Genomic DNA, 18,276 nt, shown 5'->3' on the forward strand with positions numbered 1-18,276 from the left:
TCAGCTCCAAAAGCGGACGACGCCCTGCGCCCGCAGCTGCTCGGCCATGCGGGCAAGCCGGTCGGCGGAGGTCTTCAGTGCGTGGGCGGAGCAAACGGCGCGAGCCTCCTCCAGCGCCTTCGGTAGGGCGCCGCCGCCGTCGCCGCGGATTTTCGGCAGCACCTTCGCCAGTACGGCCGCGTCCAGCGCCACCGCCGGGTCGGGGCCGGCGAAGGCTTGGCAGAAGGCCAGCACCTCGTCGCAGGCGCGGTAGCCGAAGTGCCGGCGCGCCGGGTAGAGTGCGGCGTAAAGCGCCTCCAGCGCATCGCCGACGCGGCCGACCAGTTCCGGGGCGGCACCCTTGGCGAGCGCCCGTTTGCGCCAGCCGGGCAAATCGACGTCCCAGAACTCGAAGGTAAAGGCGCGGTCGAGCACCTTGTCGGAGAAGGGGTGCGTCGTCTCGTCCATGTTCACTGTGCCGACGATCACCAGGTTGCGCGGCCAGGGAACGGTGGTCGGCACATTCTCCACTACGTCGCCGGCGGCGTGGATGGACAGGCGGGTGGACCGCCCCTCCATCGCCGACAGGAAGGGGGCGAAATAATGCTCGACGCGGGCGAGGTTCATCTCGTCCAGGCACAGGAAGAAGGGCTGGTCGCGCTGGCTGTCGGCGGCCATCAGGAAGCGCAGCGTCTCGGTTTCCTGGTAGGCCGGCGGGTTGGCGAGCGGGTTGACGAAACCCAGCAGCCCCGTCGGGTCGGTCCAGTCCGGCAGCACGGCGGTCTCCTGATAGTGCCGCTTCACCGGCAGCCCCAGGATGTCGCAGCAGGCCCGCGCATCGCCTCCAACGCCGCCGGATCGTCGGGAAGGCCGCTCGCCCAATAGTCGCCGTCTTCGGTCAGCTCAATGCCGCCTGCTTCGGAGTCGCGGATGAGGCCGAGCGTGCTGGCCCACTTGATCAGCATGTTGGGCGCGCGCTCGCTGGTCCAGCTCGGCCGGCAGGCGCGCACCACATCGATCATCGCCGACTTGGTCACCGGTCCTTCGGCGCGGCGCAGCTCGTCCAGCAGGATGGCAAAGCCGTAGATGTTGCGCAGGAAGACCTTGGCCAGGATGTTGGCCGGGTTCTCACCCTCCAGCAGAGCCGTGCCGGCCTCCGTCGGGCGGTAGGTGCCGCTGTCCACAGTCAGCAGGCCCAGGGTCACGGCCTGAGACAGCACCTGCCCGGCCGAGTTGGCCTTGAGCTGCGGCGCTTCCGCCATGATGGCAGCGATCATCTCGTCACGGCCGATGCCGCCCTCGGCAGCGCGCAGGATCGACAGCAGCAACGACAGATTGTCGGCAACGAAGAACATGCCCTTGCGCGGCTGGGCGGGCGGCAGCAGGACGACGTGAGGCCGGTCGGTGGCCGTGCGCTCCGGCGGCTGGGGCGTCGCGGCGAGCGGCGCCTCGGGCAGCTCCACCTCGCCCATGGGTTCGATCACCCGTTCCCACAGATACCAGGCGAACATGCTGTGCCGGATGTCGATCTTCAGATCGGTGCTCTCGCCGATTTCGCGGCGGAGTTCATCCCGGATCACGACGTGGTTGCCGATCAGGCCCAGGCCCCGCTGGACCGGCATCTTCAGATAGCGGCGCAGCGCCTGGATCCGCCGGTCGTCCAGCAGGCACAGGACATCACGGGGGAACATGACCGCGAAGATGCGCACCAGCCGCGCCGACGGGCGCCGGACATTGTGCTTCGGGTGGACCAGCCGCATGATCTGCTCGAAGGCAAGGTCGAGCTGTCTCGCCCGCTGCTCTGCGACGACCGGCAACTCGAGATTCTTCACCTCCCACAATGCATCGACCACCGTGGGGTCGGAGGCGGCGCTGGACACGTTCACCGAGCGGCCCAGGCCGATGTTGGCCACCTCGTCCATGTCCCACAGGCGCATCTGGAAACGGGGGTGCTTCCATTCCGCTTCCGACAGAGTATGCACATCCTCCACGGCACGGTAGTAGTTCGCGTGCCATTCCTTACTGAAGTTCGCCGCGAAGCCGGCCTCGTATATTGTCTTGAGATCGTCCACCGCACCGCTCTCCCACACGTAACGGCGCGCAAGATAGGACACGTCAATGTCGAGGTCCATCATAGTAATGCCCCGGGTAGCGTAGGATTGCAGGTTCCTTTAAGCGATGCAGCGGTATGAGAGTGAATTGTCCGCTTGCACCTCATTTCCGATCATATGGGTAGGGCTGGCGCCAACCAACTCCAGAACTTGCGGCACAAAGAAGAAGCGATCACCTACTGCCCTTGATTGGCAGCGCGGAGCACGGCAATCGTGGTGTCGATGTCAAGCACATAGCGCTCTACGATCTCCGCGGCGCAGCGCGGCGGCAGAACATCCTGAAACTTGCTCAGGCGGTAGTTGGGTAGGCCCGCAAGCATGCGTTCCAGATTGTCGGAATGTCGCCACCATTCATCATCGGCCATCGCTCTGAATGCTGAGAGGACGGCCTCGGCGCTCGCTTCTGAATGCGCAAAGCGGATGGCCAGATTGTCGGCGCTGACGCGCAGCCCCCAACATGTCTGCAGGGCGAGTCGGAGCGTGGCATTGACCCGCCCTCCAGCAAAGGTCCAGAGGGTGCTGCCCGCTTCATCGCCGATTATCGGAATTTCGACGCGCCGCAGAGAGTCACCGAGCTCAGCGCGGTAGCCTTCTATGGCGGTCGAGGCAGCGGTGTCGGCGTAGGGCAGAACCTCTCCGTTGGTGAGGATCATCCGCATTCGCCGACACAGGGCATGACCGAGATACTGCGGGATGAAGCCGCCCCACGTCGGCTTGCGCCCCTTTGGCGCCTCTCGGACGATGATCGTCTTGTCCGCGTGGCGTATCGCTTCCACGACCCATGCGCGTCCAGCTAGCAGAAAGGACGTCATTCCCTCGGCCAAACGATCGACGAAGCCCTGCTCCAGCGAACCGAGGTCGCGACCGGAAGCGGTGCGGACACGGTAGAGCACGGGGCTGGAGAACACGGCATAGAGTTCGGAGAAATTGCGGCGGCCGAACTCGCGCTCTGCCCGCTCCCCGAACGAGAGAAGCCCTCCCGCCTGAAAGAGATGTCCGTCGGCCACCATCACGCCGATAAGGGCGTCGAACTCCTTGCGGGCGATGCCCGTGAAGTCCGGTATCCGGCAGAGGAACTGCCAGCACCGCTCCGCGCTGATGGCACCGAACTGTAAGGTCAGGGCGAAGAGCTGATGCACCAGGACCGGCCAGCAGCGATCCTGGCGTTCGACGGGCTCCACCCAGCCCTCGCGGGCCAGTTCGACGATCGCCGCCGCCTGCAGAACAGCTTCCGGCGTTTCGCACAAGAAAGTGGTGTTCGCCGCCTGCCCATCCCGACGCCCGGTTCGTCCCATCCGCTGCAGGAAGGAGGACACGGTGCTCGGCGCGTTGGCCTGGAACACGAGGTCGAGATCGCCGACGTCGATGCCAAGCTCCAAAGTCGAGGTGCAGACGATGCACGCGTTGCTGCCGTGATGAAAGCGTTCCTCCGCCGCTTGGCGCTCGGCAAAGGCAACCGAGCTGTGGTGGACGAACACCTCCGTCCCCTGGCCGCGCAGCCGCTCCGCCACCGTTTCGGACAGTGCGCGGCTTTGGCAGAAGAACAGGCTCTTGCGGCCGGCGGCGCGGGCTGCCGCGGCACGCGCCAGTTCATGCACCGTCGGCTTCAGACTCACGAGGATTTCGCGGCGGCGCGGCTGACGGGGCGGGTCGACGACCCGGCCTGGACGGTGGGAGGCGCCCGCCAGCCAAGCCAGGATCTCCTCAGGGTTGCCAACCGTGGCGCTGAGCCCGATGCGCTGCACGTCACCGCCGGTCATCGCGGTGATGCGCTCCAGCACGCTCATCAGGTGGGCGCCGCGATCCGTGCCTGCGAAGGCGTGCACTTCGTCGATGATGACCGCGCGCAGATCGGCGAACAGCTCCTCTGCTGGGATACGCTGCGAAAGCAGCATGACTTCCAGCGACTCCGGCGTGGTCATGAGCAGTTCGGCCGGCTCCTTCAGGAATGCCGCCTTCGCTGCAGTCCGCGCATCGCCGTGCCAGACGAAGCGGCGCATGCCGACCATCTCGGTATAGGTACCGAGGCGCTCCTCCTGGTTGTTCAGCAATGCCTTGATGGGCGCGATGTAGAGAGCCCCGACGGCGCGCGGCGGCTGTTCCATCAGCCGGGCGACCACCGGGAAGACGGACGCCTCGGTCTTGCCGCCGGCGGTCGGCGCCAGCACGACGGCATTCTCGCCGTCGAGGATCGCGTGCGCCGCCATCTCCTGGACAGGCCGGAGACTGGACCAGCCGAGCCGGGAAACGATGGCCTCCTGAAGCCGAACCGGAAAGCGGGAGAAGGCCGAGGGCGCCACCCGTCAGAACTCCAGCGCTGCCGGCGCGTAGCCCTGCTCGTCGCCCGGCTCGGGATCGAAGGGATAGCGGTTCTCGATGAGGAGCTGCTCGTTCTCGTTCAGGGAGGACTGATCGACCCCGGCCACTTCGGCATCGAGCCCCTCGTCGATCAGATCAAGCATGGTGACCAGCCGCCGCAGGAATTGCCGCGGCACCACGCCCACGTCGCCCCGGAAGCCGTCGCTCACCTCGTCAACGAGACGCTCGACGACCTGCGGCGTGGCCTTGCGCTCGACATCGGCGCGGTCCTGTGCCGGATAAAGCTCGCGCAGGCGCAATGCAACGTCGCGCAGGCGTGCCTTGTCGAAGGGCCGCAGTTCCAGCTGGGCCTGCCGCAGGCTGGCAACGCCGCCATGGGTGAGGAAGGCGATGCGGTCGTGCAGCGGCTGCAACCCGGCGACACCGCGCCGGGTGTCGAAGAACTCCGGTGTTCCGGTGAACACCCAGAACAGGCCGGGGAAGGCGGAGGCCGCGTCGATGATCTGGCGGATGCCGTTCAGCGACTTGCCGCGCACGTCCTGCCGCATGCGCAGGATCGTCTCCACCTCGTCGATGACGATGACGAGGCCCTTGTAGCCGGCGGCCTTCACCACCTCCAGGATGCCGTGCAGGTAGTCCATGGCGTCACGGCTCTTGATGTCGCCCTTGATGCCCGCCAGCTTCTTGACCGCCGCCCCGACATTGCCGCTGCCCGCCAGCCAGGACAGCAGCGCCCCCGCCTCGGCCAGGTTGCCCTGCTGCTTCTGCTGGAAGACGGCGCGCAGCACGCGGACCAGATCCTCCGGCGCCTTGCCCCCGGTCAGCGACGCCAGTTCCTCGCCCAGCCGCTCCTCGACACGAGCGTCGAAGTCGGGCGCAGTCTCGTCGGCACCGCCTTCGATCACCGCATCCTCGACCTTGGCGATCCAGCGGTCGATGATGTCGGGAAGGGCGCCGCGCGGGCAGGAGCTGGTCGACAGCTCCTGAAGCACCTTACGGTAGACGTCGTCGAACTTGTGGAAGTGCAGGTCGTTGTCCGACACCACGACGAAGCTGGTGGCGAAGCCCTTCGCCTGGGCGTCGAGGACGGCGAGACGCGCCATGAAGGTCTTGCCGCAGCCGTAGCCGCCACGCAGAAACTTGAACACCCCCTCGCCGTCGCCAGCCATACCCAGCAGGCGGCCGATCTCGGCGCGAGGCCGCTCGATGCCGACGGCGAAGGCGTCCAGCCCGCGCTCCGGCACCAGCCCGTCGCGCAGGCGCTGGAACACATGTTCGGCATCGCGGCGCGTCAGCGTCATGGCCTAGATCTCCCGTTCCTTGACATAGCGCTTGCCCCGTTCCGTCGTCTCGACCCGCACCAGGAAGGGAAGCTGCCGCTTCATGTCGTCGAATGCGGCGGCAAACCGGCGCGCGGCGCGCGGGCTGCCCAGAAGGCGCACGGCTTCCTCCTCGGTGATGGCGCCGTGGCGGGCGATGTGCAGGAATACCTGCCGCGCCCCCTCGTCGGCAATGGCCAAGGCCCAGTCGTCGCCCGTGGGAGCCGCCGGTGGCTCCGACAATCCGGGACGTCCGGTCCCGGCCACGTCGAACCAACCCTCAAGGATCCGGACTTCGACCGTCTGGCTGCCGTCGGGATGGAAGACCTCCATCTGCACGCGCTCGTCGCGCGGCCCTTCCAGCGCGAAGAACACCTCGGCGGCGGAAGTGCCCGGCGCCAGCACGACGCGCCCGCCGTCCAGCGCGGCGCCCTGCGCTTCCTTGACCAGCACCCGGACATCGTCGCGCCCGACCGCGCGCAGCATCAGGCCGATGCGGGACGGCGACACGAAGGCCAGCCCCTGCTCCTGCCCGACCGCCGGCTGAAGGCGCAGCCGCACCCGCGCATGACCGAGCACCGCGGGCAGCACGACGGCCTCGATCTCGTAGGCGGTGCGCGACGCGGCGGCCTCGCGCCGACGCTTGAGGGTCAGCACGGGGATGATCCGTTCCTGGGGGCTGTTGCCTCCATGGGCGAACAGCACACCGGTGGCCCCCGTGCGGAACAGCGCCGTGTCCTCGCGGAACAGGACGTAGCCGTCCGCCACCTCATAGCCCAGCGACGACAGCGCCACCGGCACCAGCCCGCCGTCGGCCCGCGGCTCGGCGGCGTAGACATGCCGCCGGTTCGGTTCGGTCCTGCTGCCGAAGGGGTGCGTCTCGACCGTGGAGTCGAGCAGCAGGAAGCCGTGGTCGGCGGTCACCACGACCGAACGCACGCCGGCCGCCTGCAGATGCACGCAGGCGGCGCGGATCTGCCTCAGAGTCGTTTCGAAGCTTGCCGGGCCCAGGTTGGCCTCGCCGGCATCGTCGATCTCGCGGCTGGCGACGACGATCAGGCGGGCGTTCGCCACCTGGCGCTTCAGCCGATCGGGCGGCGCGTCCCACACCTCCGCCAGCGGCAGCAGCAGGGCGGCTCGGCCGACGCTGCGCTCGCCCATGGCGCGGGCGCGGTCGGCGGGGCCGCGGACGGTGTATTCGCCGGACCGGAACCCGGCCACCTCGCCGCCAGCGAACACCGGCGTCAGCCGCCCGCCGCCCGCGACCGGAGCCAGGACATTCATGCCCACCGCCGTCAGCGTCGGCAGCTCGGCGAGGCGGGCGCGCAGGTCCACCGTGATCCCCGGTCCCCTCAGCTCCTCGGCAAGGTCGGCGGCCATCTCGTAGCGCAGGGCGTCCACCACGATCACCGCCACCCGGTCGCCGTCGATGGTCGTCAGCGGGTGGACGACCTGTTCGTAGAGCGTGCGCTGCTGCAAATCGGCCGGCGGCAGGAAGCCGTGGGCGCGGCACAGGGCGCTGAAGTCGCGCGCGATGTCGTCGGCCCAGCGGCGATAGCGGCGGCGCAGATCCTCCACCACCTCCTTCAACTCGGCGAAGTGGGGCAGGCGGGGTTCCAGGTAGAGCGAGCGCGCCTGTTCGAAGCGGCGGTGTTCCCGGTCGACGGGAGCGGCGGCTTCGGCATAGAGCTCCAGCGCCTCCTCATGCCCGGCGACCTTGGCGAGCGGACGCGGCGCGTCGGCGATGCGCCGGCCGAAGGATGCCGCCTGCCCGACGAGTTGCCACGCCCAGCGGCGCGCCTGATCGCGGGTGAGCCAGAAGGCGTTGGCGCCCTCGCGCGCCGCCACCTTGCCCGCCGCCTCGGCCCACCGCCCGGCGATCAGATCGGCGATGGCGGCCTCCAGCACACGCATTTCCTCGACCCGGAAGGTGTCGATGTGGCCCAAATCCTCCGCCCGGATGCGGGTCACCTCGTCGGCCAGCCGCGGTTCCACCTCGTCGGCCAGCGCCGCATAGCGTTCCGGCTGTTCGCGGCGCAGCCTGTCGACCAGGGCGCAGCAGCGTTCCACCAGCGGCTTGGACAGCGCCTTCAACGGCTGGAGCTGCGGCAGGTGCGGCGTGCGGCGCAGATCATGGACATACTCCACGCACAGCAGCCACGCCGCCAGCGCCTCGGCCAGCGGATCGAGCCGGTCGGGCGCGGGTGCGCCGTCTCCACTGGTGCCGCCGCCGATGAAGGAGCGCCACGCCGCGTCCATGCCGGTGTGGCGCTCCAGAAAGGCGGCGACGTCGTCCACATCCTCGGCCGAGCGGACCTTGGCACGCAGCATGGTGTCGGCCACCAGCAGTTCCGCCGCGACCACGTCCGCCGAGATCTGGTCGAGAAAGGCGGCCAGTCCCTCGCGCGCCGCCGTGGTGCGCGCCGTCAGCCAGGCGTCGGCCCCGGCCAGCGACAGCCCTGGCGCCGCCAGGAACTCCTCCAGGTCGGACGGCGGCACCCGCCCGGCGGCGGCATCACGCACCAGCGTGTCGAGCGCCTTGCGGTAGCGCGTGCCCAGCTCCCACAGTTCGAGCAGGGGCGTGTCGAGGATGGTCTCTTCCGTCTGGCCCGGCAGGTGGACGAGCAGCGCCTCGTTGGCGCTGCCCCCCACATGGCGTTCAAAGGCGAAGATCAGATCCAGGAAGCTGCCACGGAACGCGACCACCGGCACCGCCACCTCGCCGGCCCGGTACCGCTCGGCGAGGCCGTCCACGAACGCGGTGTAATGCGCGTCCCTGTCCAGCCACAGCGTCACCCCATGCCGGCGGGTGAAGCTGAGCACGTCGTGTTCGAGAGCGGCGGAGATGCGACGGACGGACTGGCTCATCGGAACCACGTTTCATTCCTTTGGGGCCGCCGAAATTGCCGGGGCTCATCGTTCCTCAATACCACAGCTTTCCGAACCACATGCTGGCAGATCAAGCAAGTTCTCCAAGTCCGCCGGTTCGGGGAAAGCGTTCGGAAAGCCTGATCGCGCAACCGTCGGGCGATTTGCCCAGCGGCCAGCACGGTGATTTCAGCAGGAGCATGTGTCTCCAGACCGGTAGTGGAAAACCAAGCTGCCGGGATGAATAGCCATGCGCATTTGAGGGAAGTTCAGAAGTATGCACTCTCCCCTCAGCGGGTGTGGCTGATGAGGACAGTTGGTACAGGCCCGGATGTTGGAGGAAAGGGAACGGAATACAGCGTCGGGCTCAGGGTGTCTGCTCTTCCCGCCGCTGCGAACCCAAAGTGCAACGGTCGCCCACGCGTTGACCCTCGAGTACGCGCCGTCGTTCGAATGGGAGCCATGGTGTGGAGCGGTCGCAATGATTCTCTCCAATGGCTTCCATCCCAGCGTCGCAAAGAAGGAGTTCCGATGCCCTCGCCCGACCGCAAGCGGCGAGTCGGCGCAGAACAACACTCCGCAGGTGAGCGCGTTGCCCGGTGCATAGAACACCAAGCTTTGGCGGTTTTTTTTCGACAGGTGCAACATGTATGACCGGAGCCCTACAGGGGCCGGTGGGCAATCCAGTTCAACGGCGTTGATTGGCTGCAGCAGGCCATGAATGCCGCCACGTGGCTTCCTGCTTTTCTCGTATTCGTCGAAATCGAACCAGCGAACTGGGACATCGAACTCCAGCGCCTGCTTGGCGATGTTCCGAATGATCTCCAGCGTGTCGATGAAACCGACCCATAACCGCCCAAGCGAAGCCGAAATCTTCCCCTTCTTGACTCGACTGACCACGCGCTCTCGCGCCGATTTGAAAGCCCTCCCCGCAACCTTATCGCGGGACAGGATATCCCCAACCTCATCGCGGAGTTTGTTCCACCACTTTGGGTGAATAGGAGGATCCCAGGATAACTCACGATCAGACCCATCCGATGTGGCTTCACGCTGACGGTTATCTTCCTCCTCCGGCAGCCCTTCGGCGCGATTATCGGCCGCGCCGCCGTCTTTATGGCCCTCACGGGCTCCTGAGACGTGGGCGAACCACGCGCTGACAGGATCGTCCAGACGGTCGTCCGCCTCATCCGCGGGCGACCCGTCGTCTGACCAGTCCGGATGTCCTCCACCATGGGCAGCAATGCGGTCCAATTCAGCGACGAGCAGGTCAACGAAGCCTTTAGGATCCTTCAAAACTTCCGGTACGACGTCCGTCCAGCGTCCGGGCAGCCAGAACTCTCCTACTGTGCCTCCCCACTCAGTTACGTTGCGCGGCTCGTTCTTCCTCAGGAGATTGCACAGCCCCTTCGCGTGGTCCTCGTCGGCATGGGTGCACACGACGACGTCGATGTGGGTTACCTCAGGAGTCAAAATGTTTAAGGATGCGGCAAGCCGGTCCGGCTCCTCACCGCCGTCAACCAATAAAACTTTGCCCTTAGCGCGGTAAAGGAATGCATCGCCCTTGACGGGAAGTGCAAACAAAGAATCGAAGTCGTGAGGCATAATTTCTCTACCAGTTACGTTTATGTAGCTTTTGGCCCGCCGTAACCGTCCGAAAATACGGGAACGGCATCATCGTCTACTGCGTCCTTCCGCCCCTTCCTCTCCCGGCGCTTCCGTTCCTTCTCCCGGATCTCTGCCGCCAAACCCGGCTCCTCGGTGAGGAACCGTTCCCGCGCCGCGTCGGCTTGCGCTTCCTCGATGGTGAAGTCGGGGCGGAGTTCGTCTTGCAGGCGGAGTTCCCAGGCGTAGGCGCGCGCGGGATGGTACTTCCAGAAGTGTCCATGTGCAACCGCAAGAGACGGATCCTTGCGGCAGGCCTCGTCGACGCGGGCGGGCCAGTAGCGGGCGGCGAGGTGGGACCAGTCGTAGTTCTTTTTGCCCTTGGCCTCCGACAGCTCCTTCCACCAGCCGGCGGGGTCCTTCCATTGCGGGGCGAGCAGGGGCCACAGGGCGGCGGCGTTCACCATCACGCCGTCGTCCAGATCCATGCGGAAGCGGGCGTCGGCGGCGCGGGTGCGGCAGCCGTCGACCGGCGGGGCGCCGTGCTCGGCCAGCTGCTCCACCGCGGCGATGAAGGCGTCCAGCTCGTCCAGCCACTTGCGCAGCTCGTCATAGCGCTTTTCGGCGGCGGCGCGCGCCTTGCCCTCGGCACGGGCGCGGGCGGCCTGGATGTCGGCCAGCTCGCCCTGGAGCGCGGTGCGCGCTGGGATCAGATGGTCGGCGCGCAGCACGTCCAGCGTGTCGTCGGCCCAGCGGTGGATCGACACCCAGGCGACGAAACTCTTCTTCGCCGATGACAAGGGCAGCCAGATCGGCCGGTTCTCGTACAGCGCCTTGTGGTGCTTGAAGAAGTCGGCGCGCAGCCAGTCGCGCAGTTCCGCCGCCGGCTTCACCGCACCGCCATGCTCCTTCCACGCGGCGCGCAGCCCGGCCGTGGCAGGATCGGTCAGCGAGTCCGCGGCCGGCGGCGGCGCCAGGAACAGGATGCCGTGCGGCAGCGCGTCGGCCGGGGCGGCGTCGAGGATCCCCTCTCCGTTCGCGCCGAAGCGGCCGAGCGCCACGCCGACGGCGAAGGAGACATGATCGACCGGCTTGACCTCCTCGTAGTCCGGCTGCCACGGCGGCAGCGGCTCCCCGGCCGCGCGGTCCACCGCCCGCTGCGCCCAGTCCTGCGCCCAGTTCCAGGCCGAGCGGCCGGGCCGCTTGAACTCCACGGAGTTCTCGCGGGCGGCTTCATGCGCGGTGAAGGCTTCGTCCAGGCGCGCGTAGATCTCGTCGGCGGATTCGACGGGGAAGATGGGTAGGCGGTTTACGTCGCCCGCTTCGAAATGGTGCCCAGGGTTAAGTGCTTCAAGAACACTACGTGCACTCTGAGTATTCAGAGTGCAAACCAAATTTGGCAAGTCGTTTCCGTAGACTGAGGCCCCCATGTTGCCAATAATGCCGCCAAATCGATGAATTCTAGCAAGAAAATCAACCCCAATTGACGTGAATGCTATTCCGCGCCGAAAGCTATACTCCAACGACCGAATTGTAGCTCCAGTCGTAGTTTCGGCGGCTACGCGAATGGCAAGCCCCCGACACTCCCAAGCTACAACATTGATAAGCGGCTCATACCAGCACCGCCCTTTTCCACCTTGGATGAACGGAACCCAGAAGGCCCTATTTGGAGTTTCACACCGCTCGCCAATACTCCAATTCGTTGAAGCCACCTCCCATGGGAACCGGCTGAATCGAGCATTGTTTCCCGTATCAATCCCCTTTTTGGCCGGAGCCACAGACGAAATCTTCCGAAGCGCCTTGTAATTCTGTATAAATTTGTCGGTCCACCCATACACCATGGGAATGCCAGGTATTGCAGAAAAAGCGGACTGTTTTATCGCTCGGACCAACTCAGGATAAACTAGTGATGCGGCATTACGAACGGGCTGTTCATCATCGCGAACCACAGTTTTTCGCGGAAGCTGACGAACAAACCGCCCAGACCATTTTTCACTTCTTCCCTTTCTTAGAACGTTAAGCGCGATGGGGACAAGTTTCACGCTGGAAAACGCACCCTTGTAGATGTCAGCAACTACGCCAATACGATGGTGACGCAAGAGATCGATGCGTAGCTTTCTATAGGAGCTGCTGAACATCCAATTTTGAAGTAGAACCATCGCCACCGAGGCAGATGAATTTGCTAACTCAAGAGAGCGCAACATGAATGCAGCAAACAAGTCAGAAGCACCAAACCGATAATTCCGCTTCAGATAATTTGCAGACTGTAGTTTCCCCGTCCCTTGATAAGGCGGATTCGCCACCACAACATGGTACATCCGCGGTTTGACCATGCGTACAAATCGCACGCCGGCGGCGAGCTGTTCGCCGTCCAGGCGCAGGCCGAGGTCAGCGGCGGCGGTGTGCTTGGCGAGGAAGCTCTCCAGCCGCTTTAGGATCACGTCTTCCGGCGGGAAGGCGGCCAGGTCCTTGACCTGCCCGTCGGCCCAAGCGTCCAGCGTCGGTTCGCGGTCGCCGGTGGCGAGCTGGTGGGCGAGCAACGCCTCCTTCACCGCGTCCTCCACCTTCAGCAGCGTGCCCAGATGGTCGGCGCCGGCCAGGGCACGGACGAGGCCCAGGGTCAGGTGTTCCGGCAGGCCGGTGTCGACGTGAAGCTCGTCGATCAGGCGGCGCAGCGCCGGGTCGTCGTCGGGCAGGCCGGCGAGGTTGAAGGCGGGGGCGACGAGGTTGAGGGTGCGCGGGCGGGCGTCGCGGCACAGGGTTCGCGCCTTCAGATACAGTGCGGCGGCGGCGATCTGCACGGCACGCGGGTCGATGTCGATGCCGTGCAGGTTGTTTCCGACAATCCAGCCGACGATGTCGGCGTCGGTCCACGCCTCGCCACGGTGGCGCGCCTCCTCCCGGTAGAGCGCGAACAGCAGGTCGCAGGCGATGACCAGGAAATGGCCGGAGCCGCAGGCGGGGTCGAGCAGCTTCAGCGCGCGCAGGGACTCCGGCGCGGCCGTCACCGCATCCTCCGGGATCTCCTGGGCGACGTAGTATTTCCAGTGCTCCTCCAGTTCGCCATCGATGGGCATGAGGGCGTCGAGCGGCACCTCGCCCCGTGCGCGCTTCTCCCGCCACTCGGCCCGGCGCGCCTCCAGCGCCGGAAAGATGCGCTCGGCGTCGGGCGTCCATCCCTGCTTCCGGCACATCGCCAGCCAGGTGACGCCCAGCGAGTTCTGGAGCAGCCACTCGACCATGTAGCGCTCGGTGAACATCTGGGTCTTGGAAGCGATCTCGTGCAGCTCGATCTTGCCGCCGTCCTTGATCTTGGCGTCGAGCCGCTCGCGCTCCGGGTCGTTCCAGTACTGGTAGATCCAACCCAGCGTAGTGTCGTCGGTCCAGGCGCTGTCCAGCTCCGGCTTGTCGAGTTCCTCCACCACCCGGCGCAGGGCGGCCACCGGAACGGGGATCAGATCGGTCAGCCCGACGCGGCCATAGAGGCCCGGCAGATCGACCGCGAGGTCGTCGAACACAAGGTCGAGCAGCGTGGCGTAGCCCTCGCTGCCGTCCTCCAGCAGCGGGCCGGCATATTCGCGGAACTCGCGGTAGCCACGGCTGTTCCACCCGCCGGTAACGATGCGCGCCTTGCGCAGCCCCATCGCCTCCATCAGGCGCAGCAGCACCAGCCGGTTGAGCAGCGTCGCCGCCGCCTCCTTCACCGCGTCGCCGAGGAAGCGCGGACGCGCCTTATCCAGCTCTGCGCGGGTCTTCGCCCCGCTGGCGCGCGCGCGTTCGTCCAGCCACGCCTCCAGCCGCCCCCGCCGCACCGCCTCCGCCTCGCCCAGCCCCGCCTTGTCGGCGGGCACGGCAAGCCGGTAGACGGCAGCGGCGTTGTCCTCCAGCGCCTGCAACAGATAGGCGCGCAGGCCACGAATTGTCGCGGAGAGCTTGGACTTCGCGTCGGGGGTCAGGGGCATTGTATATCTGTATTTAGGTTAAGGAATCGGGATTAGGGGAACGTTTTCATTCGGGAAATGCATACTCTTTGCGTTAGCATCCAAGTAAATTATAACATCCTGACTTCCGTTCCTGAAATCGAATACACCAATGAGCTCCATCGGCGCATCATCGAACTCCGCGTCGCAGCCATAGACATCGACTTGCCCGGCAGAAATAGCCCTTTCTTCAAGATCGTGATCAATTGTCGTCAAATGCTGCTCACGCCTCTCTTCGACAATTTTCCAAAGCGCAGCATCTTCGCGAAATTTTTCAAGAATTTCGCGAAAACGAAAGAATTCAAGGACGCCAAGAGCTTGATTTTTGCTCCAATATGGGCCCGCCATACATGCTCCATTGCTAGAGAACACAAAATATCCGAAAGACCGCTGATCGGAACAATCGCCCTCATTCGCGCTATTATCTTTTGAAAGCCAAAGAACCTTCATCATTCCTCACATCACCCGAACCCGTACACCCTGATCCACCAGGGGGCCGAGTTCGTCTTCGATTTCCCGCAGGAAGGTCTTGAGCTGGTCGCGGGTTTCCAGCTCGCGGCCCTGCACCTTCAGGCGCACGGGCTTGACCGGCTTGGCGAGGATCTTCTCCAGCTCCTCGTCCAGGCGGGCGTCGGCGTCCTCCGCTTTGCGCCGCAGGCGGTCGGGGAACTGGGCGGCCATGTCGAAAAGGGCCGGCTGAACGGCGTCCTCGCTGGTGGCGAACAGCGCCTCGGCGATCGGGCGCAGCACGCGATGCGACGCATCGGGCGACAGCTTGGCGAAGCCGTCGCGCGCCTTGATGCGCTCGCGTGCCGCCTCCGCCTCCGTCTCCTGGCGGGCGAGGATGGCACGGCGGACTTTGCGGTAGCGGTCGCGCACGGTGCCGGCGGCGGCCTCGGCACCCGCCCGCTCGCGCCAGGGGCGATCCTGGGCCAGCTGCGCTTCCAGGGCCTTGCCGGCGGCCTCGGTCCCGTCGTCCATGCCATCCGGCGCGGTACGGAGTTGGGCGAGTTGCACGTCACGCACTTCGGCAAGGGCGCGCACCGCCTCCACCGCCTCGTCGGTCAGTTCGGAGCGGACGATGCCCAGCAGCTCCAGCCCGTCGCGCAGACGGTCCAGATTGGCCTTCACCGCCTTGACGATGGCCTCGACGTGGCGGTCGACGACGGAATCCTCCAGCGCCCTGGTCAGGGCGGTCAGCGCCGGGGGCAGCTCGGGACGGCCGGGCAGGCGTTCGTACCGTGCCTCCACCTCGCGCAGCTCGGCGCGCTTGTTGGGGAAATGCTTGAAGGCGGCGTCGGCGATGGCGTCGCGGTCGCGGTCCACCTCCACGCCCAGCGCGCTGTCGAAGAACTTGCCGATGGCGTTGAGGTCGCGCTGGGTGATGTCGCCCTCGCGCCCCGGATAGTATTCCGCCTGCCGCAGGTTACGGTCGCCGGCGAACAGCTCCTTCACGCCGGGGTCGTTGCAGGAGGTGACATGGGTGCCGCCGCCCTCCGGCCGGATGCGGATCTTACCAGCACGCAGCAGGCCGATCAGGCAGGCGCGGACCACGTCCACGGGATAGCCGTAGGGCGGGCGGCCGAAATGCTGGATGATGGTGCTGCCCGAGGCGCCGTTGTTTTCCTCGATGTGCTGGAGGATGCGCATGGGAATGGTGCCACTGCAGGCCGGCACGGTCTTGCCGGCGTCGAGCGCCAGGATGCCCAGCCCCTCCTCGTAGAACTTGCGGGAGGCGCCGCCGAGGTCGCGTTCCAGCAGCTGCGGCCATTCGCGATCACCGACCGACAGTTCGGTGAAGTAGGTGTACAGCTCCGGCAGGAATCGCTCGGCGGCCTTGACGATGGCGCTGTCGAAGCCGTTGCCGAAATCCGACGGCTTCAGCTCGCGCCCGCGGAAATACAGGCGGCCATCGAGGAAGGCGCGGGCCGCTGCCCGGTCAACCTGTCCCTCCAGCCCGTCGCGGCGCGTCTGCTCCTCGATCAGCAGGCGCAGGCGCTCGCGGTTCAGCGCCTCGCGCCGCGGTTCGTAGGTCTCCAGCATGCGGCGTGACCGCACCAGATCGCGTACGGTATTCCGCAACTCGCTGAGGTCGCCGCCGACAAGCCAGACCAGGCGATCGCGCAGGTGCTGTTGGTCGCTTTGCCGCACCCATTCGTCGGACCGGCGCTGGCTCTGGTCGGTAAGGAAGCGGAAATCGACGGCAAACGTGGTGTCTTCGCGCCCTGATGTCAGTCGCACGTCCGGACGGAAGCGGTCGGTGAAGAACAGCGCCCAGGGGAAGGGGCGCCCCTTCCAGCGCGGCCGGTCCGGCCGGCCCATGAGGACGCCCAGCTTCTCGCGCACGACCTCGTGCACCACCTCGTCAGGGATATGCGGATCATCGCGTTCCTTCATCCACTCCTGGCCGGCGGAACTCTGTAGCTTGTAGCCGTATTGCTCGGTGTAGGAGAGGCAGTTGGCATCCTTCAGCGCCTGCAACATGTCCTGGACGGGGCGGACCTGGCTGCCCTGGCCGATCTCGGCGTACAGGCACTGAGCCACCAGTTCGGCGGTGGTCGGCAGCTGATCCTGGATCTGTTCCAGCAGGGCAACGGCCTTGACAATGCGCCCGGCCAGCGGATTGGAGGCGACAAGATCGAGGTTGTGCACCTGTGCCAGCGTCTGCTGCAGACTGGCATCGAGCGACGTGTACTGGATGTCGTAGACCGCATCGAGCGTCACCAGCGCGCCCAGCGGCCTCTCCGCCAAATTCTGCGTGCGGAACAGCTCGCCCAGCATCTGGAGCAGGCCGCGGATGGCGTGGGTGTCGCCCTGCATGCGGGTGGAGTGGACGCGCATCGCCGTGGTGATCCGCATCAGCAGATCGACGTGGCCGGGCAGCAGCGGATAGACCTCGACGAAGTCCTCCTCCGTCACGTCGGCGCAGCCGTAGGCGTGCAGCTTCAGATCGGCGCGGTGTCGTTGGAACTGGCTGCGCAGCTCACCGGCCTTGTCCGACCTCTTCTCTAGCAGGCGGCGGTGCACGACGTCGCGGATGTTGGCGGCGCTGAGATGGACGCGAAGGGAGGGCGGGAAGCGGTCCTTCAGCTTCGCCAGGGTGGCACCGGCATCGTCATCCAGCTTCTGCTGGCCGGTGGCGAGCAGCCAGACGCTGCCCTTCAGGCGCTGGCCGAGGGCCGAGACGAAGGACTGCAGCTTCAGCATGCGGTCCTCGTCCTGGTGGACGTACTGGCTCACCTCGTCGACGACCAGGAAGAGCGTCTTGCCAGTCGCACGCCGTCGCAGCATGGCGTCGATGGCGCGGGTCGCCTCGTCCACCGACAGACCGCGGGTGGCGGTGCGGCCGGCGTGCGAATCGGCCCAGCTCATCGGGTCGGTATAGGTCTGCGGGTCCAGGCGGTGCATGGCGGCCGAGAAGTGATCCTCCGCCATGGCTTTGCCCTTGAAGTCGTCCCAAGACCCGCCCAGCGTCGCCGCAGCCGCCTCCAGGAATGCCTCCCAGCGACCGTCGGCCTCCAGCTTCAGCTCGGTCTCGGCCACCAGCACGCTTCGCGGACAATAGCCCAGGCGCTCCTGCACCTGGCGCACCACGGCGGCGTGGATGTGCTCGCCGTCGCGGGCGACGGCGCCGATGTCGAAGACCACGGCGATGGGGTCGATCCGGCTGCGCAGATCCTCCCACGCCGCGACTAGCTCTTCGCGCAGGGGCGACGTGTCACGGGCGAGCAAGGCGTCGGCCAGGGGGCGGCCGTCCGGCAGCGCGCCGCCGTCGAGCGCCAATCCCAGCAGCTTGGCGAAGCTCGACTTACCGGAGCCGTAGAATCCGGAGATCCACGACGCCGGCAGCTCCGGCCCTCCGGGCCTGCGCAGTTCCTTGCACAGGTTCCGGAGCAGACGGACGAACTGCTCGTGGATGCCGTCGGGCACGCGGCGATGCCGGGGGTCTGTCTCCGGATAGCCGCCGGTGACGATGTACTCCCCGACCTCGGCAGCCAAGCTTTCCGGCGCCTGTTCGTGGAAGTAGACGACCGGCGGGATATCCCGGGTCACGTCGTTGGTGAACAGCTCCTTGATGAGCATACCTTGGGCTCCGAC

General features: G+C 66.2%; 9 protein-coding genes. All 9 read right to left on the bottom strand.

Going from position 1 to position 18,276, the window contains the following annotated elements; genetic code table 11:
• Window positions 1–783: an McrB family protein gene (locus TSH58p_RS25460; protein ID WP_109072008.1), complete on the bottom strand. Its 783-nt coding sequence runs from the start codon at window positions 781–783 to the stop codon at window positions 1–3.
• Window positions 780–2,114, bottom strand: coding sequence for a hypothetical protein (locus TSH58p_RS25465; protein ID WP_109072009.1), 1,335 nt, complete (start codon window positions 2,112–2,114; stop codon window positions 780–782). Before TSH58p_RS25465 ends, TSH58p_RS25460 begins: the two co-directional genes overlap by 4 nt.
• A 152-nt stretch (window positions 2,115–2,266) precedes the next feature.
• On the bottom strand, window positions 2,267–4,390 hold the full coding sequence (locus TSH58p_RS25470; protein WP_109072010.1) for a DEAD/DEAH box helicase: 2,124 nt from the start codon (window positions 4,388–4,390) through the stop codon (window positions 2,267–2,269).
• Window positions 4,391–4,393: 3 nt separating this feature from the next.
• The gene (brxD, locus tag TSH58p_RS25475; protein ID WP_109072011.1) at window positions 4,394–5,710 is read right to left on the bottom strand and encodes a BREX system ATP-binding protein BrxD; all 1,317 of its coding nucleotides are present in this window, start codon (window positions 5,708–5,710) and stop codon (window positions 4,394–4,396) included.
• A gap of 3 nt (window positions 5,711–5,713) precedes the next feature.
• A complete protein-coding gene (pglZ, locus tag TSH58p_RS25480) occupies window positions 5,714–8,596 on the bottom strand; it encodes a BREX-6 system phosphatase PglZ (protein ID WP_109072012.1) in 2,883 nt (960 codons plus the stop codon).
• Window positions 8,597–8,785: 189 nt separating this feature from the next.
• Window positions 8,786–10,198 carry an MBL fold metallo-hydrolase gene (locus TSH58p_RS25485; protein ID WP_109072013.1) on the bottom strand — a complete coding sequence of 471 codons (1,413 nt, stop codon included), beginning with the start codon at window positions 10,196–10,198 and terminating at the stop codon, window positions 8,786–8,788.
• 20 nt (window positions 10,199–10,218) lie between these two features.
• A complete protein-coding gene (pglX, locus tag TSH58p_RS25490; RefSeq protein ID WP_109072014.1) occupies window positions 10,219–14,160 on the bottom strand; it encodes a BREX-6 system adenine-specific DNA-methyltransferase PglX in 3,942 nt (1,313 codons plus the stop codon).
• Window positions 14,161–14,178: 18 nt separating this feature from the next.
• Complete coding sequence (locus TSH58p_RS33365) at window positions 14,179–14,631, bottom strand: hypothetical protein (RefSeq protein ID WP_146205936.1); 453 nt, start codon at window positions 14,629–14,631, stop codon at window positions 14,179–14,181.
• 3 nt (window positions 14,632–14,634) lie between these two features.
• Window positions 14,635–18,261 (bottom strand): BREX system P-loop protein BrxC, encoded by a 3,627-nt coding sequence (gene brxC / locus TSH58p_RS25495; RefSeq protein WP_109072015.1) that lies wholly within the window; start codon window positions 18,259–18,261, stop codon window positions 14,635–14,637.
• Between the last annotated feature and the right edge of the window lie 15 nt (window positions 18,262–18,276).

Source organism: Azospirillum sp. TSH58 (genome assembly GCF_003119115.1).
Lineage (GTDB): Bacteria > Pseudomonadota > Alphaproteobacteria > Azospirillales > Azospirillaceae > Azospirillum.